Below are 23,358 nucleotides of genomic sequence, written 5' to 3'. Positions count from 1 at the left end.
CTGCCCTCCCGGGTCTCAATCGAGACGGGCGACGATGAGGTCGCCGGTCGTGGTGGTCCAGGGGCCCTCGCGCGTGATGCCGTTCTCGAGGGAGTGGATGACGCGGTACGACAGGGCGGGATCGCCCTCGGCGAAGTCGTACTCCACCGTGTCGCGCGGCACGGACGGCGACAGCACAGCCGAGTCGGCGAAGCGCAGGCCGTGTGCGGGCCGGTCGTAGAGGGTCTCGACGGTCGCGTGGCGGATGCCGGCGCCGGCGAAGTCGACGCCGTCGGAGCTGACCGCCACGGTCCGGTGACCGCGCATCTGCGGAGTGACGTAGATGCGCTCCTTCTCCGTCGTCGATTCGGGGATCTCGATCACGACCCCGTCGGTGCGCATCATGGTCACGCTGTAGGTCACCCGCCGGACGGCGGGATCCACGAGCTCGACGACGAACCGTTTGGTGGCGGTGTCGGCCGCGTTGAGCTCGAACGACTCCCGCTTGTGCACGTCGTTCGCGTCGTCGTCGTACCGGACGTCGACGAACACCCGGTCGAGCTGGGTGCCGAACAGCGCGCCCGGCGCGACGATCTCGACGGTGCGCCTGGCGCCGAAGGGGTCGGTGATGCGGATCTGGTCCTCGTCGGTCTCCAGCTCCCCGCTGTCCCAGTCCCTCCCGTCGACGCCGTGCAGGATGAGCCGGTAGCCGACCGTGCGCCGCGCGGGATCGAGCGCGAAGACCGGCCACGCACCGGCGGACTGGGTCTGGGTGAGGCCGTACTGGTTCGCGATCCTGATCCCGTTCGCGTCGTCGACGTACCGGCAGTGCACTTCGATCGTGTGGTACAGATCCCACGGGAAGTCGATCACGGTGAAGCTCACCCAGCGCAGTTCGTAGCCGACGCCGTCGCGGGGCGCGATCTGCACGACCTCGCCCTCGACCGCCGTGGGCGGGGCCTCGAGTCGCCGCGGCCGGCCTGCAGCGGCCGAGGAGAAGAGCACCTCGTACGACACCGTGACGGGGGCCCGCATCCGCCCTCCCTCGAGCGAGCTCATCCATTCGACGGTCTGCTCGGCGGAGCCCGGGGCGAGGACCACGTTCTTCACAGTGCCGTCGTAGTCCAGGCTGACGTTGATCGCCTCGATCTGGTCGGTGGCGAAGTCTGCCCGGGGGATCACCCGCACGCTGCGGCGGGCGAAGAACGGATCCTCCAGCGACACCTCGCTGATGAACCGGGTGAGCTCGAGGCCTTGCGACTCGACGAGGCGAATTATCCCAGGCAGGTGCCCCTGCGGGTGGATCTCACGGATGACCGACGTGCGCTCGCTCATCTCGATGTTCAGCTTCTTGCGGTCGATCCGCGTGATGTCCACCTCCTTCCGCTCCCACACCGAGCTCATGCCATGCGTCGCGATGGTCCGCAGCACCCTGCCGAAATCGTCGATGGCGTCGCCGGTCTGCCGCTCGATCGGCTCCAGGCTCGGGGTGAAGAAGTTCTCGAACACGAGTTCGCGCACCTGGGCCAGGGCCGCTTCGTAGCGGCCGGTCTCACCGCTCGCGTCGTCTCCCTCGGCGACGAGCAGATCCGACTCGATGCGGATGTACTGCTTCTCCACGAGCTCGTCGATGACCTTCTCGACCGTCGAACTCGCGATCAGGGGCACGTTCACCGACTCGCTCTCCTCGAAGTGCTTCTGCACCCGATCCCAGTCCGCCTCCACCTTCACGCGGTAAGCCGGGCGCAGGCCGACGTACTCGAGGCTGTACACCACGCCGATCGGCAGCATCTCGTCGCGGATCGCCTGGTCGAGGATGGTCACCCCTTCCTGGTCGAGACGCACCGAGAACGCCGCCTGATTGTCGCCGTACAGGGAGGGGGATGCTGCGTGCACGATCTTCTGCACGAACTCGGTTCCCGGAACCGCGGTCTCCTCCCTGCGGCCGGGAACGCCGGTCTCCTCCCTCGGTGACTCCTTGCCGAACAGCATCATCCGGACCGTCCCGCCGATGAGCGGCACCGGGGCGAGCCGCGGCGTGCCCGGCAGGCTCGCCTCGCCCTGCAGCCGGCCGGCGATCTCCTCCAGGCGGCCGGGATCCAGCCCGAGGTTGCAGTCGAAGTCGAGGAAGCCGCCGGAGACGACGTCGTCGGCGGGGGTGGGGCGGCCGGTGAACTTGATGACCTGCAGCTTCGGGATCCGGAGGGCGCCGTCGGCCATCTCGCTCAGGTGCGGCGACATCGGCATGTAGTAGAACTGCAGCGGATCCTCGTGGTCGGGGAGCAGAGTCACTCCTCCGATGACGAAGTACGGCGGGTTGAGATACAGCATGGTTGCTCCGCTCGGATCGTTCCTGACGCCGTCATCTGCCGGGGATCGGCGGCGGAGGCGGGGTGCCGCCCGGCGTCGGCGGCGGGGGAGGCGTCGCCCCGGGGCTGGGCGGGGGAGGCGTCGCCCCGGGGCTGGGCGGGGGAGGCGGGGTGGTGCCGGGCGAGGGAACGGGTGCCGGGGCCGGCGCGGGGGCGGGGTGCGGGGCGGGGGGCGGCGCGGGAGTCGGCGACGGTTCGGGTGCCGGCGGCGGTGCGGGTGATGAGCCGTCGGTTGGGACGGGGACCGGTTGCGGCACCGGCGTGGGGGTCGGTGCCGGCGCCGGTGCCGCCGCGGGCGGCTGCAGCACGAGTGACGGCGCCGTCGCGTCGACGGGGCCTGTGGTGGACTGCGTGCCGTCGGCGAGGAAGTACACGGCCGTCCAGGTGTAGGTCGTGCTCTCGCCGTCGCCCAGCGGCAGCTCCCAGCGCTGGCTGGCCGGGGTCTGCGCGGAGAACAGCATGTCCTTGGCGTGACCGCCGGGCTGCGGCCCGTGCCGCAGCGCCACCTGCACCAGGCGGATGCGCGTCCAGTCGACAAGGTCGGGCACGACGGTGACGTCAAGCTTCTGCGACGCCACGTCGCCCACCATGATCGCGCCGTCGGCGGTCGCCGGCGGGATGGGTTTCACGGTGCCGTCCTTGTAGCGGATCGAACCGCTGTACCGCACCACGCCCCCGCCGTCTCCGAGCACCGCGTAGGGCTGGGACGCGGCGGTGTTCCCCTCGGACAGCACCACCGAGTGCTCGACGGTGTAGTCGTTGGCGGTGTCCTCATAGACGAGGTCGAGATAGATCGCCTCGATCCGGGTCGTGAAGTCGCCGACGCCGCGGACCTCGAACTTCTTCGTCCGGCCCAGCGGGTCGTTCACGAGAACAGGACTGCGCTCGGTGGTCTCCTCGGGGGAGACGATCCGGCGGCCGTCCGTGAGGAAGTACTCGACCTGGTACGCGACCGGCTTGCGGCGGGGCTGGAACAGCACATGCTGCACGCGGTGCGACGGCTCCTGGGAGGTGAGGGCGAACTGCTCCTCGAACGTCTCCACGCCGGTGTCCTCGTACCGGACCCTGACCTGTGCGGAGGCGACCTTGGCGAAGTCGATGTCGCCGGCCTGGAACATCACGTCGAGCAGCCCGATGTCATCGACGTTCACGGTGAGGACGGTGTCGTTCGTCGTAGCGGGCGGCGAAGCGAAGACCTTCGACGAGCCGACGTAGTTGACCTGGTACGAGTACGTGTAGTCGCGCACTCCGGCGTCGATGTAGGTACGGAATTCGGCGACGGCGTCCGGACTCGTGAACGCGAACTCCTCGACTTTGTGCTGGGAGCCGTGGTGGTACTCCAGCTTCACCTCGATCGAGTGGATCGGCAGCGACGCGAAGTCGGCGTTCGCCGACACCTTCACGTGCAGGGTCTGAAAGAACGGGTCGTTCAGGTCGACCTCGCTGGCATGGTCCGCCCAGCGTACGGGCTGCCCGTCGGCGCCGGTGAGCGTGGTGATGTTCGGGAGGGTGCCCTGCGGCACGATGTTCCACTCGATCGCCGAGTTCTCGCGGTACACCTGCTCGAACGACGCGACCCTCGAGGCCGAGAAGGCCCGCCGCAGATGCTCGATGTCCTCGGGCATCCCCCGCGCGTCCCGGGGGATCGCCTCGATGTCGGGGATCATCTTGCGCAGCACCGCGTCCTGCAGGGCGCGCTCCATCATCGACCGGATCTTGTCCTTGAGCTTGCGGTCCGCCTCGGGGTCGGGGAGGACCGCATCGAGGTGCAGCTCGATCCCCATCGTCTCCCGGTCGACGAACTCTTCGGTGATGCGGTCGACATACTCGTCGTCGCCGTACATCTCCCAGTCGATGTCGATGGTCTGCTCGTACGAGTAGAACTTCTCGGCCTCGAACCAGGCCCTGGCGCTGATGGTCGGCAGCTTCGCCACGAAGTTCAGGTCGTAGACCACCTGCACGACGCCGCCCTTGCCCTGCAGCGCCTGCTCGAACAGGGTGGCGCCCTGCGGACTGAACTCGACCATGAACGCGGCGATGTTCCGGCCGAACAGCGACGGCTTGCCCGCACCTCGGACGGCCTCGATGAGCGCCCCGCCGTCCTCCTTCAGCAGCAGGTTCGCCGTGCCGCTGGTGTAGGTCATCGTGCCGATGTGCGCCTCGGGCGGGCCGGGGCGGGACGCCCGGAACCCCGGCGAGCCGGCCATCGCCTGCACCTTGGCGTCGAGTGCTTCGGTGATCCGCGACAACGCCTCGGGGGTGAACGTGAACTCGGTGTCGAAGAACGCGAAGCCGCCGCCGCGCTTGCCGTCCGCGTGCTCGAGCGGCGCCCGGTATTTCAAGAACCGGAACACCGGGTCGCCGTTGTCGTCCACCCGGAAGCGGGGGATCTCCGGGATCGGGTAGAACACGTCGTCGAACGTGTCGTCGCCGAACACGGTCACCCCGTCGACGACCTCCTGCTTGCTGATCTTCAACATGTCTGACTCCTTCGCCGGCTGCGTCAGTGCAGCCGTGTCCAGTCGGCGACGTCCGCCGCGATGGTCGCAGGGCCGTCGTCGGTCTCGGCCAGGTAGGCGACCGAGAGGCGGCCGTGTTCGCCGCGGAGCGCCCCTTCGAAGGCGGCGCGGTCGTCCGCGCCGGCCGGGATGGACAGGACGGCGGTGTACGGCGGGTACCCGCTGCCGCCCGACCGGCCGACCACCCGCCGCTGCGGTGTCCGACCGACGGCCACCTCAACCGCGTGCACGGCGCTCACGCCGCTGACGAGCGTGATCCCTGCGGTGTCGCCGTCGCGCGCGAGGGCGGCTCTGAGCTGCTCCAGCATCCAGCCGGGCGGGTCCAACTGCACGCTCAGCTGCAGGAACGACACTTCGCCGGTGGACAGCAGGCCGATCATCGGTATGCCCGCTTCGGAGAGTTGCGGCCACGGTGCGACCGACACGTACCGCCAGGTGCCGGCGTCAGCGCGCCGGCACACCACGCCGAAGGCGTTCAGCCGGTCACGGGTCTCGGACATGGCGTCACATCCCGACCGGTGAGACGAACAGTTGCCTGCCGGTGATGCTCGCCCATTCCGACCAGTCGCCGGTGCCGGATCCGGCCATGTTGCGCCGGCGCCACTCGAAGGTCGGCTGCTCAGGGCGCATGCCCGCGACGATATCCTTGAGCGAGAACGAGATCTGCACCTCGACCCGCGGCTGGTCGGTGGTCAGGAAGACGGTGACGGGCGCCGACTCCTCCGATCGGCGCAGCTGCACCTCCAGCCCGAACACGTCGGCGAGAGCCGGCGGTCGGGATTCCGGATGCTCGAGCTGGTAGCAGCGCACGTCGACGCTGCTGGACACCGACCCGGCCGTGCCCGTGTCGTACGCCTTCGCCAGGACCTGCTGCGGGTCGATCTCGACGTCGATCCCCTCGAACGTCACCCCCGCCGAACCGAACACGGCCGGTTGGGCGCTGGGTTCGGCGGTGAGCACGACGTCGACCGTCGACGGCGCCTCAGCGGCCGGCGGCAGACGGAACGCCGACGGCTCGGCGGTGGCGGCCACCGAGCCGATCGGGCTGGGCAGCGATTCGTCCACGACGAGCAGCCGCGCGACCGTGCGTGAGACCGACACGGCGTACGGCAGGGGATTGCTGACCCGCAGCACCGGCTGGGCGGGGGTCGCGGCGGTCTCGGCGGGCGGTTCCGCGCCGGCATCCGCCGCCGGAGCGGGCGGGACGAGCGCGGCCGAGAGGACGTCGCTCGCGGGGCGGTCGAGTCGCAGCCGCACCGGCACGGATGCCACGCGCGGACTCTCCGCCGGGCTGACGAGCGTCGCCGTCACCTCCGCTTCGACCCCTTCCGTGACGAGCAGGTGGGTGAGGGTCGCGTAGAACTCGCTCGTGCAGTCCAGAACCAGGTCGAAACCTGCGCCGTCGACCTTCACCGAGCCGGTGTCCGCCCCGACCAGCGACGAGCCCAGCTCGTGGAACACCGACGACAGCTCGCAGGTCGCCTCGCGGATGCCGCCGACGACGAGGTCGGGATAGGGGACGCGGGCGTGACGCGCGATCTCGCCGCGGAGGCGCTCCCGCCGGGCCGGGTCCACCCAGGGCACGACGCTGAACTTCGTGCGCAGCGTGTAGTCGGCGCCGAAGGAGGCCGGGGTCTCCGTCCCCTCCTGGCGCTTGGGCGGCACGAGCAGCACCATCAGCGCCGGCTGCTTCGTGTCGGCGTCGAAGCCGACACGGTACTCGTCGGGCAGCATGTAGAACTGGTCCGGGACGGGGGAGTCCATGAACGCGCCCTCGGGCGAGTCCACCCACTCCGACCACGGCTCTGATCCGAAGCCGGATGTGACCTGCGCGTAGATGGCGCGATTGCTCATCACGTCCCGGGGGAAGCAGGCCGCCACCCCGCCGTTGTCGGCGGCGCCTAGCGACAGGCGCGCGGTCTTCGACACCCACTGCGCTGCGGATGCCGGCCCGACGGGCGGCGGTGTGCGGTGATCGCGGATCACCGCACCGGCGCGGTGATCGCGGACGAACCGGGAGACCATGCCGCCGCCGAGCGCCGGGGCGGACGGCTCCGGCTGGACCGGGAGCCGCATCCGCAGCAGCGGACCGACGGGCGACTCCAGCACGCGTAGGCGACCGCCGAGCCGCGGCCAGACACCCTCGACCTCGGGCACGCCGGAGCCGCCCTCCTCGATCGTGTAGTGCACGTCCCCTTCGACGCGGAACCGTGTGCCGGGCGTCTCGAGCATCGGTACCACCGTGTTCGGGTCGACGGGCGTCTCGCAGTACAGGCGCGCGAGCACCTCCTCCGGGCGGTCGCCCCGCGGCAGCAGATCGCACCGCTCGAACACGATCGGGTCTCCGGAGAGCGGCACCAGCGCGACCGAGTGGTGGTCCACCGGCAGCGGCGAGGACCCCGTGGGAAGGGACGGGAAGAGCACCAGGTCGAACCAGACCTGCAGCGTGACCACCCCGGCTGATTTGGCGAGGAAGACGTGCGGGGCCCCCGTGGCCTTCGAGCGCTCGGCGATGCGCGCCTGCGGCACGAAGTACGTGTTCCCATCGGCGCCGGCGATCGCGCGCTCCACCTGCTGGGGCGCCGACGTCACGCGTGGCGAGTCGTCGACGTGGGCGGCGACCGACATGCTCTGCAGCGCGGAGAGGTTGATCAGTCCGGGCACGAGCCGCGTGACGATCTGCGACCGCAGCTGCATGGTGGGTGCGGCGAGCGCCGCGACGGAGAACTCGGCGTCAGGCATGTCCGCTCCTCAGAACTCGAGCACCAGCAGCGAGTCGGTCGACGGCGTGGGGTCGACCATGTGGCGCTCACCGGCGTTGCCGTACGCCTGGATCTGGTACGTGTAGCCGCGCTTTGTGGCATCCGTGATCGGGATGACCCATTTCAGGGCGGCGGGGTCGGGTGGCGCCGCGGTGAGCTGGGCCACATGCTGGGCGGTCGTGCCCGCGCCGTCGTCGTACGACAGGCGGACGATGACGAGCTTCCACTTCGTCATGTCGAGGAGAGTGGGCACGATCTCGACCTGCAGCATGTCCCGCGCGACATCGCCCACCAGCACGGTCCCCTCCGCGCCGGTTCGCGGTTCGCCCTGGCTCGACGAGCCGTCGGCGTAGGTGACGTCGACCCTGTAGGTGAACTCCCGCTTCGAGCGATCGCGCAGGTCGACGCTCCATTCCCAGGTGTCGCCGACGCCGGCGAACGAGTGCACGTCGCTGACCTCGTAGTCGCCGTCGGTGTAGGTCGCGGTGACGACGATGGACGCGATCGGGGGAAATGCGCCCTGCGGCACGAAGGTGGCGCGCAGCTTGTCCTCGAACGGCGCGTTCATGATCAGTCGCTGCGTCGACGATCGCTGCGTGGGCAGGGTCACCCGCTGCCCGTCGGTCATGAAGAAGGTGACGTCGTACTCGTATTCGCTGGAGCGGTGGTCGCCGGTGTAGGTGAACCAGCTCGCCTGCGGGGCGTCCAGGCGGAGCACGACGTCGGCGGTCGCGGAGGGGAGGTCGACCCCCGGGTAGCGGAACGACACCTGCACCTGCTGTACGGCATCCGCGGGGATCGCGCCCCAGTACACCGCGACGTTGACGCAGTTCAGCTGGTCGTACCCGATGATCAGGTTGCGGTCGTTGGTGGTCACCGGCGCGAGGTCCTGCGACTTCGCGCTGGCTTTGTAGATGATCTGACTGCGGTAGGTGTACTCGTCCTTCGGGGTGCCGTCGGCCCCGCGCGCCATCACCACCCGGAAGAAGTAGCGGTCCTCGTTCGAGTCGAACAGGAACTCCTCGACCTGGCGCTTGCGGCCCCCGCCCTTCTCGTCCTCCTGGTCGTACTCCAGGAACACCTTGATCGCGGCGATCGGGTCGCGGTCGAAGTCGGCCGTCACCTGCACGGGCACATCCAGCAGGGTGAAGTACGGCTTGCTGAGGTCGGCTTCGATGATGGACTTCTTCACCTGCTCCCGGTCGATGACGGCGAACAGTTCGGAGGTCGGGTGCTTCTCGACCAGGAAGTTCGTCGTCCCCTCGAACGTGAAGTCGATCGTGGCATCCGCACGCTGTTCGAAATCCTTCAGCCACAGCTGGTTGCCGCCCGGCATCCGCTCGCCGCCGCCGTGCGCGAGCGGATCGGTGCCGAGCTTCTCCGCCTTCAGGCCGGGCTCGAACCCTGGGCTGAGGAACTTCTCGATCACCATCTGCTGGACGATGTTGAACACGAGGTCCTCGATCGCCTTCGTCGGGTCCTCTCCGCCGGAAGCTGCGGCCGTGCGGAAGTCGCCGAGGTCGTACTCGATGTGCAGGGCGGAGGACAGGTTGCGCAGCTCGGTAAGGCTCGACACCTGCGGGTACCGGTAGGTGCGGGTGCTGCCGTCGCTGCGGTACGTCTCCACGACCGTGCAGTGCTCTTTGATCTCGTTGTAGACGTCGTGCGACTCACCCCAGACGTGCACCTTGAGGTTCGGGATGCGGGCGACGAAGGACAGCGTGTAGTTGATCGTCCCCGGGCTCCAGCCTTCCTCGACTGCGTTGCGGATGAGCCGCAGCCCTTCCTGCCCGAGCAATGCGGTGTAAGAAGCCAGATTGCTGCTCACCAGGGACGGCTTCTCCGAACCCTCCATGGCTTTGATGAAGGTGGCGCCGCCGCTCGGGAACAGGTGGAACGCCACCTTGCCGTCCACCCAGGTCGGATACGACAGTGAGATGTCACCGCCGACGAGGGAGGCGGCGGGCATCAGCGTGAGCCGCCGCCCGCTCAGTCGCGGCACCATCGCACGCCCCATGCCGCCCGCGATGTGCTGCCGGATCTTCTGCTGGTCTTCCTGACTGACCTCGAGGCATGTGGTGAGTTGCAGCAGTCCGCCCTCGGTCTCGGCGGTGGGAAGCGCGGTCGCCTTGTCCGCGAGCAGCGTGAAGTCGCGCGCGAACGAGATCAGCGAGAACGACGGGCTGCCGTCGTCCCTGGTCAGCAGGGACGGCAGCTCCGGGACCATGTAGAACTGCTTCGGGTCCTGGTCGTCGTGGAACACCATGACGTGATCGACGCCGGGGACGGTGAAGTGGTTGAGGAAATTGAGCACCGCGGACTCCTTCGCACGCGATCGGGCGCGAATCGGGCACACGAAGGTACTGCCCCGATCGCCCCAGCTTCCCCCTGGTCACCGCGCTGCTGGAGTGAAACCCCTCCGAGTGATGGGCTAATGATGCTCCTGCCCGCTGGCCGTCCGCAAGATGTTTCTCGGCAGGTTTCGAGGGTCCCTGGGCAAGGTCCGCCGCGCGTGGTTGAATCCCGTCATGACTGGGGAGAAGGTCTCGGGGCTTGAATCCGAGCGGGTGGCGGGCATACTTCGGGAGGACATCATGCTCGGCAGGCGCCCACCCGGCGCTCGTCTCGTCGAGCGCGACATCGCCGCGGAGCTGAACGTGTCGCGTCTGCCGGTGCGGCAGGCGATCTGGACTCTCGTCTCGGAAGGGATCGTGGTGCAGAAGCCGCGTTCCTGGGCGAGGGTGCGGGAGTTCTCGGTGAAGGACATCCGCGACTTCGCCGAGGTGCGCGAGGCGATCGAGACGCTGGTGTTCGTGCTCGCCACCGAGCGACACGACGACGCCGGCATCGCTCGGCTGCGCGAGATCGTCGCGCGAGAGAAGGCCGCTGCCGCGGTCGAGGATGCCGACGGCGCGCGCACCGCCGCCGCGCAGTTCCATCTGGCCGCGCTCGCCCTCGCCGGCAACGACATGCTCGACGAGCTCGCCTCGATCCTCGTCACGCGGCTGCGCTGGCTGTTCGGGCAGCACGACAATCTCGTCGAGTCGGCGACCGAGCACGAGCAGATCGTGGAGAGCATGGCCGCGCGCGATGTGGACGCCATCCGCGTACTCCTGCCGAAGCACCTCGAGGGCGGCCGCGAGGCGGCGGAGCGGCGCCTGCGGCGACTGGCGGGAGAAGGCTCCTGACAGGCGCTCGTCCCGCCCGGTTCCTGCCGGTACGCTCGATCCTGGAGGTGACGGTGGGACGGACAGCGGATGCCATCGCCGAGGGCGTCGCGATCGCCACGGCGGCCGCTCGGCTGGCCGTGAAGAACCACATCCTGGTCGGGACGATCGCCCAGGGCGGCGCGTTCGACATCGAACGCTACTCCGACGACGCGCGGGAGGCGCTGCTCGCGATGGCGAAGGAGTCCGAGCAGGCCGCCGAGATGCTCGAGAAGCTGCGCAAGAAGGCGCGCGGCCGCCACTCCGACTCGCACGGCACCCACGACTACCGCGACCGGGACGTGCGGAATCTGAAGCGTCGTGCCAGGCAGTCCCTCGGTGTCGCCGCCAAGCTGCGCGAGATGACGCAGGACCCCGAGGCGCTGCGGGCCCTCGTGGAGGACGCCAGAGCGGCCGCCTGGGCCGACGTCCGCGGCAACCTCGACCGGCGCCTGCGCGTCGAGGGGATGAGGCCGGATCAGGACCCCGAGTACGAGAAGATGCGGGAAGCCCGGATGCAGGCGCTGAAGCTCGTCGATCTGCAGGCGCTCTCATCGCAGCAGCGCGCACGCCGCAAGCGGGCGAAGGCGGCCGAGAAGGCCGCCGAGAAGGCGGCGCGCAAGGCCGCCGACCGTGGCGTCGGGGCGTGAGCAGTCGGCGATTTCGCAACCGGCCCGAACGTGTTGTAGGCTATTCCCTGGCCCGCTGAGCGGGTCGTGCGCCCCTAGCTCAATGGATAGAGCATCTGACTACGGATCAGAAGGTTGGGGGTTCGAGTCCCTCGGGGCGCGCAAGTCGAAAACCCCCGTCGCGGAAGCGGCGGGGGTTTCGTCGTACCCGGGAAGAGAGGAAAGGCCCGTGGCCCAGGCGGCACCTGGACCACGGGCCCCTTCCGGCTGACGCGGATCGGATCAGGCCTGCGGCAGCGCGGCGACCACGTCGATCTCGACGAGGATGTTCGCCAGCTGCGAGCCGACCGTCGTGCGGACCGGGTACGGGGGAGTGAAGAACTCCTGGTACGCCTCGTTGAACTCGGCGAAGTCGGCGAGGTCCTGAAGGTGCACGGTCGACTTCACGACGTCGTCCATGGTCAGGCCGTGCACGGCGAGGACCTTCTGGATGTTGCGGAGCACCTGGCGGGTCTGGTCGCCGACGTTGTCCGAGATCGCGTTGTCGTTGTCGGCGTCCTGCGGACCGAATCCGGCCGTGTACAGGAACCCGTTCGCGACCACCCCGTGGCTGTACGGGCCGGCGGGAGCGGGAGCGCCCTCTGCGTAGAAGCCTTCCTTCGGCATGTTCTCTTCCTTTCTTTCGATGACACTCTGTGATGACACGACTGTTCCAGCCTGCCGTGACTGCGACTCAGCGTGCGGCCCCGGCTCGGCGCAGTCCTCGACCGGGCAGAGCCCCGGTCGGCTCGCCGCCTGCGAGGACGCGGACGCCGTCGACGAAGACGTCGTCGATCCCGACGGCGAGTGAGCGGGGGTCTTCGTAGGTGGCGGTGTCCGCCACGGCCTCGGGATCGACCAGAACGAGGTCGGCGACCGCGCCCTGCTCCACCACGCCGCGCCGCCCCAGACCGAACCGGCGGGCGGGCAGCGCGGACAGGTGGTGGACGGCATCCGCCCAGGTCCACGTCCCCAGCTCGCGTACGTACTCGCGGAGGTAACGCGCGAAAGAACCTGCGGCGCGGGGATGCGGATGCGCGCCGATGAAGATGCCGTCCGAGCCGCCCATGTGAGCCGGGTGTGCGAAGATCCGGGCCAGTTCCGCACTCGGGCGAGGGCTGCGCACAGCCATCACGGCGCTGCACTCGAGTCGCGACGCCGCCAGCACGTCGAGCGCGAAGTCGATCGGGGAGGCGCTGGCACGCTCAGCGGCCGTCCGCAGCGTCAGACCGTGCGCCCACGCGAACCCGGGGGCGGCGATGTGCGCCAGCGTGATCATCTCGGGCCAGTCAGGTCCGAGGCTCGCACTCTGCGTGGCCCGGCGCGTGCAGGCCTCCGCGAGCGCCGCACGCGCGGCGGGGTCGGCGATCACGGCGACCGCTTCCTGCGACGGAAGCATGGACACCTCGGGCGGCAGCAACGGCATGCCCAGGAGGGTGCACCCGCGGATGTAGGGGTACGCGTCGAACGTGGCGTCCACCCCGGCGGCATCCAGCAGGGCGAGCTGCGCCAGCACGATGTCGGCGTCCGCGTGCAGATGCGAGACATGCACCGGCAGGTCGGCCCCGGTGCCCTCCGCGACCCGGCGGACGATGTCGGCGATCTCCGTCATGCCGGCGGACGTGTTGGCCTCGTACCCTCCCCGCATGTGCGTGACGTACACGCCGCCCGCGCGCGCCACGGGCTCGCACAGTCCCGCGATCTCCGCGGCGTCCTGGAAGAGGCCGGGGACGTAGTCGAGGCCGGTCGACAGGCCGAGGGCTCCGTCGGACATGCCCTGCGCGACGAGGGCGCTCATCCGCCTCCGCTCCTCGTCGGTCGCCGGACCGTCCTTCCGCCCGCAGACCTCGAACCGCACCGTGCCGGCCGGGACGACATACCCGGCGTTGAGCGGCGAGGTGGCGTCGACGGATGCCAGATAGGCCGCGACGCCTCCGCCGCGGTACGCCGGGTGCGGCCCGTTGATGGCCGCGAAGTACTCCGACGCGTAGGCGCCGTCTCCCGGCGCATACGACACGCCGTCCTGCCCGGCGATCACGGTCGTAACGCCCTGACGCAGCAGGGCCCGCGTGACCTCCGGGTCGCCGAGGAGCCCGTCCGCGTGCGAGTGCACGTCGATGAAGCCGGGGAGGATCAGGCGATCGGTGGCGTCCACCTCGACATCGCCCGACCGCGGGGGCACCTCGCCGACCGCGGTGATCGTCCCGCCCTCGATCGCCACGTCGGCATCCGTCGGCCCGGCGGGTGAGACCACCGAACCGTGGCGCAGCACCGTACGACCCGTCATCCGATTCCTCCTCAGAAGTAGGTCCGGACGAGGTCGACGACCACGTCCGAGTCGGCCGACTCGATGACGGGCAGCACGCGCCACTTGTCGAATGCGGTGCAGGGGTGCGACAGACCCAGCCGCACCACGGCCCCGATCGGCAGCGCCTGTTCCGGCCGCACGTACGAGTGCTGGTCGTTCATCGCCGTGAGCTCGGCGGCGAGCGGATGCCAGGGACCCGCGGCATCCGGTGCCCACGCGCGGGGGATCGGGAGTCCCTCGTCGTACGGCAGGTCGCGCTTGCCGCCGTCGACGAGGGCGAGGCCCGGCTCCGGGCTCGACACCACGCGGGCGAAGCCGTGCATGGCGTTCACGAACCGGGGTGTGTCCTGAGCCCCGCTGCCGCCTTCGTCGAACGGCGAGATGCCGCGGTAGAAGCCGTCGTCGTGCACGATGTACGCACCGGAACGGAGCGTGAAGCGGGTGCGGCCTTCGCGGGCCGCGCCCGCCCAGACCTCGGCGACCACGTCGAAGTAGGCGCTGCCGCCGGCGGTGACGAACACCTCGCCGTCGTCGTACAGCGGGGTGATCGCGGTGTGCAGTTCGAGCTGCGCCTCGAGGTACGAGCGCACGGCGGCGATGCCTGCCGGCATCCTGTCGTGCGCCAGGCTTCCCTCGTACCCGGCCACACCCGCCAGCCGCAGCTCCGCGGAGTCCGCGATGCGACGGGCGACGGCCACGCCCTCGTCCAGTGAGCGGGCGCCGGTGCGGCCGCCGGCCGCCCCGAGCTCGACGCACACGTCGACTGGACGCGGCGCGCCCGCCGTCTGCAGGCCCTGCTCCATCGCCTCCACCGTCGCCACCGAATCGGCCCAGCAGACGAACCGGAAGCCGGGGTCGTTCAGCTCGCCGGCGAGCCAGGCGAGCGATCGCGGGTCGATCGCGGCGTTGGCGAGCATGATCGAGTCGAGTCCGAGGCTGCGCCCCGTGCGCACCTGGCCCATCGTCGCCAGAGTTATGCCGGCGGCCCCGGCATCCGTCTGCCGCTTCCACAGCGCCGGAGCCATGGTGGTCTTGCCGTGCGGCATGATCTCCAGCCCCCGTTCGGCGCACCACCTCGCCATGGTGTCGACGTTCGCGGTCATCGCGGCGTCGTCCAGGGCGATCAGGGGCGTCCAGAACTCGCTCAGGCGTGGGCGGGTGGAGAGGAATGCGGCGGCGGTGAGGCCGATCGCGCGCGCGGGCAGGCCCTTGTCGGCGGGTGTCAGGATCTCGTCGTCCACGGGGGACATCCTCCTCTGCGGTGGCCGGGGGTGGCGTCGTGGGCGATCAGGAGCCGACCTTGACCGTCTCAGTGCCGGGCAGGGCGTGCAGGCGGTCGGATCCCTCGACGTCGGGCAGGACGGATGCCAGCAGGGTGGCGACCACGCCGAGGACGGCGATCACGGCGGCGTAGATGACGACGGGCCAGAAGGCGCCGCCCGCGGCGGCGACCAGGGCCGTGCAGATCAGCGGTGCGAGTCCGCCGCCGAGCGTGTTCGAGAGCTGGTAGCCCAGGTTGACGCCCGTGGTGCGGGCCTCCGGGTCGAACATCTCGGCCAGCATGGTCGCGAGCGTCGCCTGCATGGCCACCCCGAATACGACGAACCCGAGGATCTGCCCCAGCCAGATCAGCCACAGGTTCCCGGTGCTGAACATCATGAACGCGGGGTACACCATGGCGGCGAACCCGAGGCAGCCGATGATGTACACGGTGCGGCGTCCGATCCGATCGGAGATCGCGCCCCACAGTGGGGCCACGACGATCTGCAGCAGACCGACGATCATGGTGCCGGCGAAGCCCATCCAGGCGGGCAGGTCCTTGTCGGACACCATGAACGCCAGGCCGTAGGTGAGCACCACGTATCCCGCGATGGACTGCGGCAGGCCGATCAGGATGCCCAGGATCGCGTTCTTCGGATGCCGGACGGCCTCCTTCAGCGGGTTGGGCTTCTTGCCCGTCGCGGCGATATGCAGCGACTGCGTCTGCACGAACTCGTCGGACTCTTCGAGCTGGCGCCGCAGCAGCACGGCCGCGATCGCCAGGACGATCGACAGCACGAACGGGATGCGCCACCCCCAGGTCAGGAACCACGAGTCGGGCGTGAGGCCGAGTGCGGCCATGAATCCACCCGACGCGACGTTGGCGATACCGGCGCCGCTGATGAGGAACGCGCCGTACAGGCCGCGCTTTCCGCGCGGGGCGGCCTCGACGACCATCGTCGCGGCGCCGCCCATTTCACCACCGACGAAGAAGCCCTGCAGGAGCCGGAAGAACAGCAGCAGCAGCGGCGCTGCGATGCCGATCATGGCGTCCGGCGGGATGAGCCCGATACCGGTCGTTGCGAGTCCCATGCCCACGACCGTGCTCATCAGCACGACCTTGCGCCCCACGCGGTCGCCGATGATGCCCCAGATGATGCCGCCGATGGGACGGAGGAAGAACCCGACGGCGAAGGTGGCGAACGACGAGAGCTGCGCGATCAGCGGGTCGTTCGACGAGAAGAACACCGCGGGGAAGACGGCTGCCGAGGCCAGACCGTACAGGTAGTAGTCGTAGTACTCGATGAGCGTTCCGATCGCGCCACCGGCGACGGTTTTGCGCTGCTTCGGTGACAGACCGCGGGATGAGACGACAGTGGCCATCCGAGCCTCCTTGCTTGGGGTTGAGATGAAGACGGGCCTCGACGGATCGTCTCGGCGTCGCTAAGCTAGCAGCACGATGGACAGTTTGTCTATCACTCGTATTTTTAGTTCAGGTTCAGGATGAGCGCATGACCACACCAACCGTCGCCGAGAACACCGCCGCGGCGCTCGCGGATGATATCGGACGCCAGACCTACGAGAGCGCCGAAGAGGTGCTGCGGCTGTACCAGCCGGTGCTGCGCGCACTGGCCACCGCCGCCGGGCCGACGGTCGAGGTCGTGCTGCACAACCTCGACGGCGCGGACGTCGACCTGGGCCACACGATCATGGCCATCGAGAACGGTCACGTCACCGGCCGCGCGGTCGGCGGCCCGTCGACGTCCCTGGGACTCGACGTGCTGAAGGATCGGCGAGGGAACCACGACGCCTTCGGGTACACCGGGTACACCGCCGACGGGCGCGAACTGCGCTGCTCGTCGGTGTACTTCCACAACGCCGCCGGCGACATCATCGCCTCGCTGTGCATCAACGTCGACCTGAGCCCGCTGCAGCAGGCCCGCAACATGCTCGAGGCGCTGCTGCCGTCGCCCGCGCCGGCCGTCGACGCGCCACGAGAGCACTTCGGCGCCGACCTGGTCTCGGTGATGGACGCGATGATCCTCGAGGCGATCCGCGAGATCGGCCGTCCGGTCGAGAACATGTCGCGCGACGACAAGATCACCGTGCTGCAGCGCCTCGACCAGCGCGGAGCCACGCAGATGCGCAAGTCGATCGAGGCCATCGCGAAGCGGCTCGGCATCTCGCGGGTGACCGCTTACAACTACCTGGAGGAGGCGAGGACCAGGGGCTGATCCCGGACCTCGACGCACAGCATGGACACCACCACGCCCGACCTGATCGCCATCGGCGAGACCATGGTGCTCATCGCACCGCGGGACGCGACACCCCTCGCCGACGCCGAGGACATCCGGCTGAGCATCGGCGGTGCCGAATCCAACGTCGCCGCTCACGTCGCCGCACTCGGCCACCACGCCGCGTGGGTGAGTGCGCTCGGCGACGATGTCCTCGGACACCGCGTGCACCGTGCGATCGCAGCGCACGGCGTCGACACCCGGTGGGTGAGCTTCGACCCCGACGCGCCCACGGGGGTGTACTTCAAGGACCCTGGGCGTGGCGTGCTCTACTACCGGGCCGGCTCCGCGGCATCCCGCATGGGGCCCGCGAGTCTCTCCGCGGTGCCGCTGGAAGAAGCGCGGATCGTGCACGTCTCGGGGATCACTCCGGCGCTGTCGGCGGACTGCGCGGCCATGGTCGACGCGGTCATCGCGCGGGTCGCCGGTGGCGGCGGCACGCTGAGCTTCGACGTCAACCACCGTGCGGCGCTCTGGCCGGCATCCGTCGCCGCCCCCGTGCTGCTCGATCTCGCCAATCGCTCCGACATCGTGTTCGTCGGACGCGACGAGGCCGAGAACCTGTGGGGGACCCGCACCGCCGAGGACGTGCGGGACCTCATCTCCACTCCCGGCCGCCTGGTCGTCAAGGACGGCGACGTGGGAGCGACCGAGTTCTCGGCCGAGGGTGTCGAGTTCGTCCCGGCGATCCCGACCGAGGTGGTGGAAGCCGTCGGAGCCGGTGACGCCTTCGCGGCAGGCTACCTCGCCGGTCTGCTCGCGGGTGAGTCGCCGCGCGAGTGCCTGCAGCGCGGGCACCGCCAGGCGCACCTGGTGCTGCAGTCCACCGACGACGTCGTCGGCATCGGCACCACCGCGCGAGCGGATGCCGTCACAGAACCGCAGCACTGACCAGAGAAGGATGAACATGGACAACTCCCGATTCGAGGAGCTCTTCGCCGGCGCGCCGCTGATGGCGATCCTGCGCGGGATGGGACCCGAACGCAGCCTCCAGGTGTCGACGACGGCGTGGGACCTCGGCATCGACGTGGTCGAGCTGCCGATCCAGTCGCCGGAGGACGTCGAGGCGCTGCGCGTCGTCGCCGCCGCCGGTCGCGAGCGGGGCAAGCTCGTCGGAGCCGGCACGGTGGTGTCCGCCGAGCACGTCGCGCAGGCGGCATCCGCGGGGGCGGCGTTCACGGTCAGCCCCGGCTTCGACCTCGACGTGGTGCGTGCCTCGCAGGATGCCGGGATGCCCAGCCTCCCCGGCGTCGCGACCGCCAGCGAAGTGCAGCTCGCCCGGAAGGCCGGCCTCACCTGGCTGAAGGCGTTCCCCGCCTCGCTGCTGGGGGCGCAGTGGCTGCAGGCCATGCGCGGTCCGTTCCCGGAGGCACGCTTCGTCGCGACGGGAGGCATCAGCGCCACCAACGCGGCCGAGTACCTGCAGGCCGGTGCGCGCGTGGTCGCCGTCGGTTCGGCGCTGGAGGATCCTACGCAGCTGCCTCTGTTGGCGTCGCTGCTCGATCGGGCGGCGCGGCCATGAGCGACGCTGACGGCCCGATCGAGGTCTCGCGCACGGCCGACGCCCGGCGCGCCTCGATCGAGGCCCGCCTCGCGCACGTGGACGCTCGGCTGGCGTACGAGATCGACGTGGTGGCCGCGGCCGAGGCCGTCGCGGCAGGCGAGGCCGTGCTGGTGGACACGCGGCGCCGCGAATCCTGGGAGCACGGCCACATCGCCGGCGCGATGCATCTGCCCACGACGGCGGTCGAGGAGCGGATGCCGCAGCTTCCCCGCGATCGGACCCTGATCGTGTACGGCTGGGGGCCCGGGTGCAACGGCCCCACCGCCACCGCCCGCACGCTGCTCGCCGCGGGCCTCGACGTCAGGGAACTGCTCGGCGGGTACGAGTATTGGGTGCGCAACGGGTTCGAGTTCGAGACAGCCGACGGCGTGACGCGTCGCACACCCGACCCGCTGGTGACCGCCGAAGCCTGATCGCGTCGCCGCCGCCCGGCCCGGGAGGGTGGGAGGGTCATAGGCTGGGTGGGTGACAGCGTACGTCTCGGCTTTCGACCTGTTCTCCATCGGTGTGGGACCGTCGAGCTCCCACACGGTCGGGCCGATGCGTGCCGGTCGCGACTTCGCCGCGCGGCTGCAGGCCGGCGGGATGCTGGACCGCGTCGCCCGCGTGGAGTGCGACCTGTACGGGTCGCTCGGCGCCACCGGCATCGGACACGGCACCCCCGACGCCGTGGTCGCAGGTCTCCAGGGCCTTGCGCCCGAGTCGTGCGACCCGGCCGATGTCCGCGCCGCGTGGACCGACTGGCCGCAGGGGCGGGCCCTGATGCTCGCCGGCTCGCATCCGGTCGCGTTCGCGAAGGAGGACATCGTGTTCGCTCCCCGCACGCGCCTGCCGGGGCACCCCAACGCGATGACCCTGCGGGCGACGGATGCCGACGGCGCGGCGCTCGCCGAGAAGACCTACTACTCGGTGGGCGGCGGGTTCATCCGCCGGGAGGGCGAGCCGACCCAGGTCGCGAAGGCGAAGCTGCCGTTTCCGTACGACGACGCGGCGTCGATGCTGGCGCTGTGCGACGAGCACGGCCTGTCCATCGCGGAGCTCGCCCGCATGAACGAGATGGCGTACCGCACCGAGGAGGAGATCGCCGCCGGACTCGACGCCATCTGGGACGCCATGGCCGCCTGCGTGGAGGCGGGGCTGCGCACCGAGGGGACGCTGCCCGGCATCCTCAAGGTGAAGCGTCGCGCCGCCGACATCCGTGCCCAGCTCGAGGCGGCCGAAGCAGGCGGGCATCGCGAGCTGCCCGGTGAGTGGCTGGGTGCTTTCGCGCTCGCGGTGAATGAGGAGAACGCCGCAGGCGGCCGGGTCGTGACGGCACCGACCAACGGCGCCGCCGGCATTCTGCCCGCGGTGGCCATGTACTGGTGGCGGTTCCTGGCGGACTCCGGCCTGGGCGCCGGCAACGCCGTGACGCCCTACGGCGAACTCGTCGGCAGCGCGCTCCTCGGCTTCGACGGCACGGCCCCCCGGTCGTTGAGCGAGGAGCGCAGCGAGGAGACGAAACGCGTTCAAGAGGAACTCATCGCCGAGGCGAACCGCCGCCGCGGCATCCGGCGCTTCCTGCTGACCGCGACCGCCCTCGGATCGCTGTTCAAGGCGAACGCCTCGATCTCTGGTGCCGAGGGCGGATGCCAGGCCGAGGTCGGATCCGCCTGTGCGATGGCGGCGGGCGGTCTCACCGCGGTCATGGGCGGCACCAACCGGCAGATCGAGAACGCGGCCGAGATCGCCATGGAGCATCATCTCGGGCTCACCTGCGACCCGATCGGCGGACTCGTGCAGATCCCGTGCATCGAGCGCAACGCCATCGCGGCGTCCACGGCGGTGACGGCCGCCCGGCTGGCCCTGCGCGGCGACGGGCATCACTACGTGTCGCTGGACGCCGTCGTCGAGACGATGCGGCAGACCGGGCTGGACATGTCGACCAAGTACAAGGAGACCAGCGAGGGCGGGCTCGCGGTCAACGTCATCGAGTGCTGAACCGGTACGCCGGTCGTCGCGTCGCTCGCAGATCTGCTCTACTCCGCAACGAATCCGGTGTTCCGCTGCGGAGCTGTGCAGATCTGCGAAGCTGTGTCGAGCCGCCGTAGGCTGACGTCATGGTGAGCAGGCGCGGACGAGGGCGGCCGCGCGGCGAGTCCGACGCGCGGGAGCGCATCACAGCCGCCGCCGTCCACGAGTTCGGAGAGCACGGGTACGAGTCGGCCACGATCCGTGCGATCGCCGCTCGCGCGGGCGTCGACCCCGCGCTCGTGCACCACTACTTCGGCACCAAGGCCGACCTGTTCGCCGAGGCCGCCGGCTTTCCGCTGCGCCCTGACGTCGATGTGCCGGCAATCCTCCGCGGGCCGCGTGAAGGGGCGGGGGAGCGGGTGGCCCGCTACGTGCTCGAATCGTTCGAGCGGCCCGAGGTACGCAAGCGCGGCATCATGCTGCTGCGCACGGTCATCGGCAGCAAGCTCGCCTCGCCAGTGGTGGCGGGTTTCCTCACGCGCGAGATGCTGCCGCGCATCGCCGGCGCGCTGGACGCGGACGACGCGCAGTTGAGGGCCTCGCTCGCCGCATCGCAGATCGTCGGCATGATCGTCGCCCGCCACATCGTCAAGGTGCCCGGGATCGCCGACGCCACCGTCGACGAGCTCGTGGACCGGATCGGCCCGACGCTGCAGAGGTACCTGTACGAGTAGCCGCTCGGTGTGAGGCTCGTCCCGCGGGCTCCTCGGGTCGCGAAAGGTGTCGATTCGCGGTGGCATCCGCCGTTCGGGTCGCGAAAGGTGCCGCTCTCGCAACGGGAAAGCGGCGGTTTCCGAGACCCGAGCGCGGTGCGCCCGCCGATTCCGGCACGCACTGCGACCCGAGCGGATGCCGGATGCCGGCCGAGCCCGCGGTCAGGCCTTGACCGTCCCCGACCGCGGGTGCATAATTCATCACATGATGAATACCGCCGCGATCGTGATCGAGGGACTCGACGTCCGCCGCGGTCGACGCACCATCTTCGAGGGCCTGTCGCTTGAGATCCCGCGCGGCCAGGTCATCGGCCTGCTCGGGCCGTCCGGTTGCGGCAAGACCACGCTCATGCGAGCGATCGTCGGCGTGCAGCGCACCCGCGGCGGGTCCGTCACGGTGCTCGGAGAGCCGGCGGGGTCCGCCACGCTGCGTCGCCGGGTGTCGTACGGCACGCAGGGCGCGGCCGTCTATCCCGACCTGAGCGTGCGTGAGAACCTGCGCTACTTCGCTTCCGTGATCGGCGCACCCCGCGGCGACGTGGAGCGTGTGCTCGACGAGGTCGGTCTGCGCGACCACGCCCAGCAGCCGGTCGACGCGCTCAGCGGCGGCCAGATCAACCGCGTCTCCCTGGGTGTCGCACTGCTCGGGGCGCCGGAACTGGTGGTGCTCGACGAGCCGACGGTGGGACTGGATCCGGTGCTCCGCGCCGAGCTCTGGGCGCTGTTCCGTCGGATCGCCGAGTCCGGCACGACCATGCTGGTGTCCAGCCACGTGATGGACGAGGCGCTGAGGTGCGACCGCCTGCTGCTCATGCGCGACGGGCGCATCATCGCGGACACCACTCCGCGTGCGCTTCTCGAAGACACCGGCGAGCGCGACGCCGAAGCCGCGTTCCTCGCCCTGATCGATCGGGACGTCCGCGCCCGTCGGGAGACCCGCCGCTCGCTGAGGGAGGAGGAGCGATGACGCCGCGTCGCACCCTCGCCACCGCGGGGCGTGTGCTGCACCAGCTGCGCCACGATCCGCGCTCGATCGCGCTGATGCTCATCGCCCCCAGTCTGCTGGTAGGGCTGTTCGCCTGGCTGTTCGCGGATCTGGAGGGCGTGTTCGACCGATTCGGCGGCGCGATCCTCGCACTGTTCCCGTTCATCGTGATGTTCCTGCTCACCTCGATCACCACGTTGCGCGAGCGGCGGTCGGGCACGTTGGAGCGGCTGATGACGACGCCGCTCGGCAAGGCGGACTTCATCCTCGGGTACGCGCTGGCGTTCGGGTCGATGGCGATCCTGCAGGCCGCTATCACGGTGGCGTTCGCGGTGTACGTGTGCGGACTCGAAGTCGACGGGCCGATCTGGCAGCTCGGCCTGGTCGCCGTCGTCGACGCCCTGCTCGGCACCGCGCTCGGCCTGCTCGCGAGCGCCTTCGCGCAGACCGAGTTCCAAGCGGTGCAGTTCATGCCCCTGCTCGTGTTCCCGCAGATCATCCTCGGCGGACTGTTCATGCCGCGCGAAGACATGCCGGACGTGCTCTACGCGGTTTCGGACTGGCTGCCGCTCAGCCACGCCATCGACGCCGTCCAGGCCGTCGCCGCCGGCGACGAGGGGTGGGATCTGGGCGGACCGCTGCTGATCGTGGTGGCGTTCGCGAGCGCGTTCCTGGTCCTCGCACCGCTCACGCTGCGGCGGCGCACGCCCTGAACCCG

General features: G+C 70.0%; 19 protein-coding genes and 1 tRNA gene. 11 read left to right on the top strand and 9 right to left on the bottom strand.

Annotated elements, in window-relative coordinates; all coding sequences use genetic code 11:
- Positions 1–15: 15 nt before the first annotated feature.
- The 5 genes from RIF65_RS02505 to RIF65_RS02485 are packed head-to-tail and all read right to left on the bottom strand — an operon-like array spanning position 16 to position 9,943.
- Positions 16–2,310, bottom strand: a complete 2,295-nt coding sequence (locus RIF65_RS02505) for a hypothetical protein (RefSeq protein ID WP_309065916.1) — start codon at positions 2,308–2,310, stop codon at positions 16–18.
- Positions 2,311–2,341: 31 nt separating this feature from the next.
- Complete coding sequence (locus RIF65_RS02500; RefSeq protein WP_309065915.1) at positions 2,342–4,828, bottom strand: hypothetical protein; 2,487 nt, start codon at positions 4,826–4,828, stop codon at positions 2,342–2,344.
- Between the two features lie 23 nt (positions 4,829–4,851).
- Complete coding sequence (locus RIF65_RS02495; protein ID WP_309065914.1) at positions 4,852–5,367, bottom strand: hypothetical protein; 516 nt, start codon at positions 5,365–5,367, stop codon at positions 4,852–4,854.
- 4 nt (positions 5,368–5,371) lie between these two features.
- Positions 5,372–7,609: a hypothetical protein gene (locus tag RIF65_RS02490; RefSeq protein ID WP_309065913.1), complete on the bottom strand. Its 2,238-nt coding sequence runs from the start codon at positions 7,607–7,609 to the stop codon at positions 5,372–5,374.
- 9 nt (positions 7,610–7,618) lie between these two features.
- The gene (locus RIF65_RS02485; protein ID WP_309065912.1) at positions 7,619–9,943 is read right to left on the bottom strand and encodes a hypothetical protein; all 2,325 of its coding nucleotides are present in this window, start codon (positions 9,941–9,943) and stop codon (positions 7,619–7,621) included.
- Between the two features lie 214 nt (positions 9,944–10,157).
- On the opposite strand from RIF65_RS02485, the gene RIF65_RS02480 reads away from it, so the two are divergent.
- From RIF65_RS02480 to RIF65_RS02470, 3 genes are all read left to right on the top strand, one after another.
- Entirely contained in the window at positions 10,158–10,817 is a 660-nt protein-coding gene (locus tag RIF65_RS02480; protein WP_309065911.1) for a GntR family transcriptional regulator, read from the top strand.
- A 53-nt stretch (positions 10,818–10,870) separates the two neighbouring features.
- On the top strand, positions 10,871–11,485 hold the full coding sequence (locus RIF65_RS02475; protein ID WP_309065910.1) for an asparagine synthase: 615 nt from the start codon (positions 10,871–10,873) through the stop codon (positions 11,483–11,485).
- Positions 11,486–11,553: 68 nt separating this feature from the next.
- Positions 11,554–11,626 (top strand) — tRNA-Arg (locus RIF65_RS02470).
- Positions 11,627–11,746: 120 nt separating this feature from the next.
- Here RIF65_RS02470 and RIF65_RS02465 read toward each other — a convergent pair.
- The 4 genes from RIF65_RS02465 to RIF65_RS02450 all read right to left on the bottom strand — a co-directional run bounded on the left by RIF65_RS02465 (position 11,747) and on the right by RIF65_RS02450 (position 16,454).
- A complete protein-coding gene (locus tag RIF65_RS02465; RefSeq protein ID WP_309065909.1) occupies positions 11,747–12,130 on the bottom strand; it encodes a RidA family protein in 384 nt (127 codons plus the stop codon).
- 67 nt (positions 12,131–12,197) lie between these two features.
- Positions 12,198–13,790: an N-acyl-D-amino-acid deacylase family protein gene (locus tag RIF65_RS02460; protein ID WP_309065908.1), complete on the bottom strand. Its 1,593-nt coding sequence runs from the start codon at positions 13,788–13,790 to the stop codon at positions 12,198–12,200.
- An 11-nt stretch (positions 13,791–13,801) separates the two neighbouring features.
- Positions 13,802–15,061, bottom strand: a complete 1,260-nt coding sequence (locus RIF65_RS02455; RefSeq protein WP_309065907.1) for an alanine racemase — start codon at positions 15,059–15,061, stop codon at positions 13,802–13,804.
- Positions 15,062–15,098: 37 nt separating this feature from the next.
- A complete protein-coding gene (locus tag RIF65_RS02450) occupies positions 15,099–16,454 on the bottom strand; it encodes an MFS transporter (RefSeq protein WP_309065906.1) in 1,356 nt (451 codons plus the stop codon).
- A gap of 128 nt (positions 16,455–16,582) precedes the next feature.
- On the opposite strand from RIF65_RS02450, the gene RIF65_RS02445 reads away from it, so the two are divergent.
- The 8 genes from RIF65_RS02445 to RIF65_RS02410 all read left to right on the top strand — a co-directional run bounded on the left by RIF65_RS02445 (position 16,583) and on the right by RIF65_RS02410 (position 23,353).
- Positions 16,583–17,305 (top strand): helix-turn-helix transcriptional regulator, encoded by a 723-nt coding sequence (locus RIF65_RS02445; RefSeq protein WP_309065905.1) that lies wholly within the window; start codon positions 16,583–16,585, stop codon positions 17,303–17,305.
- A gap of 21 nt (positions 17,306–17,326) precedes the next feature.
- A complete protein-coding gene (locus RIF65_RS02440; protein WP_309065904.1) occupies positions 17,327–18,256 on the top strand; it encodes a sugar kinase in 930 nt (309 codons plus the stop codon).
- A 16-nt stretch (positions 18,257–18,272) separates the two neighbouring features.
- Positions 18,273–18,887: a bifunctional 4-hydroxy-2-oxoglutarate aldolase/2-dehydro-3-deoxy-phosphogluconate aldolase gene (locus tag RIF65_RS02435; protein WP_309065903.1), complete on the top strand. Its 615-nt coding sequence runs from the start codon at positions 18,273–18,275 to the stop codon at positions 18,885–18,887.
- A complete protein-coding gene (locus tag RIF65_RS02430) occupies positions 18,884–19,342 on the top strand; it encodes a rhodanese-like domain-containing protein (RefSeq protein WP_309065902.1) in 459 nt (152 codons plus the stop codon). Before RIF65_RS02435 ends, RIF65_RS02430 begins: the two co-directional genes overlap by 4 nt.
- Before the next feature lie 52 nt (positions 19,343–19,394).
- Positions 19,395–20,909, top strand: coding sequence for an L-serine ammonia-lyase, iron-sulfur-dependent, subunit alpha (locus tag RIF65_RS02425; RefSeq protein ID WP_309065901.1), 1,515 nt, complete (start codon positions 19,395–19,397; stop codon positions 20,907–20,909).
- Positions 20,910–21,028: 119 nt separating this feature from the next.
- A complete protein-coding gene (locus RIF65_RS02420; protein ID WP_309065900.1) occupies positions 21,029–21,616 on the top strand; it encodes a TetR/AcrR family transcriptional regulator in 588 nt (195 codons plus the stop codon).
- Between the two features lie 247 nt (positions 21,617–21,863).
- Complete coding sequence (locus tag RIF65_RS02415) at positions 21,864–22,622, top strand: ABC transporter ATP-binding protein (RefSeq protein ID WP_375142119.1); 759 nt, start codon at positions 21,864–21,866, stop codon at positions 22,620–22,622.
- Positions 22,619–23,353: an ABC transporter permease gene (locus tag RIF65_RS02410; RefSeq protein WP_309065898.1), complete on the top strand. Its 735-nt coding sequence runs from the start codon at positions 22,619–22,621 to the stop codon at positions 23,351–23,353. The genes RIF65_RS02415 and RIF65_RS02410 overlap by 4 nt, the downstream gene beginning before the upstream one ends.
- Positions 23,354–23,358 lie beyond the last annotated feature (5 nt).

Origin of the sequence: Microbacterium sp. (assembly GCF_031180975.1) — a bacterium.
GTDB lineage: Bacteria > Actinomycetota > Actinomycetes > Actinomycetales > Microbacteriaceae > Microbacterium.
This window is presented reverse-complemented; position numbering and strand designations above follow the sequence as displayed.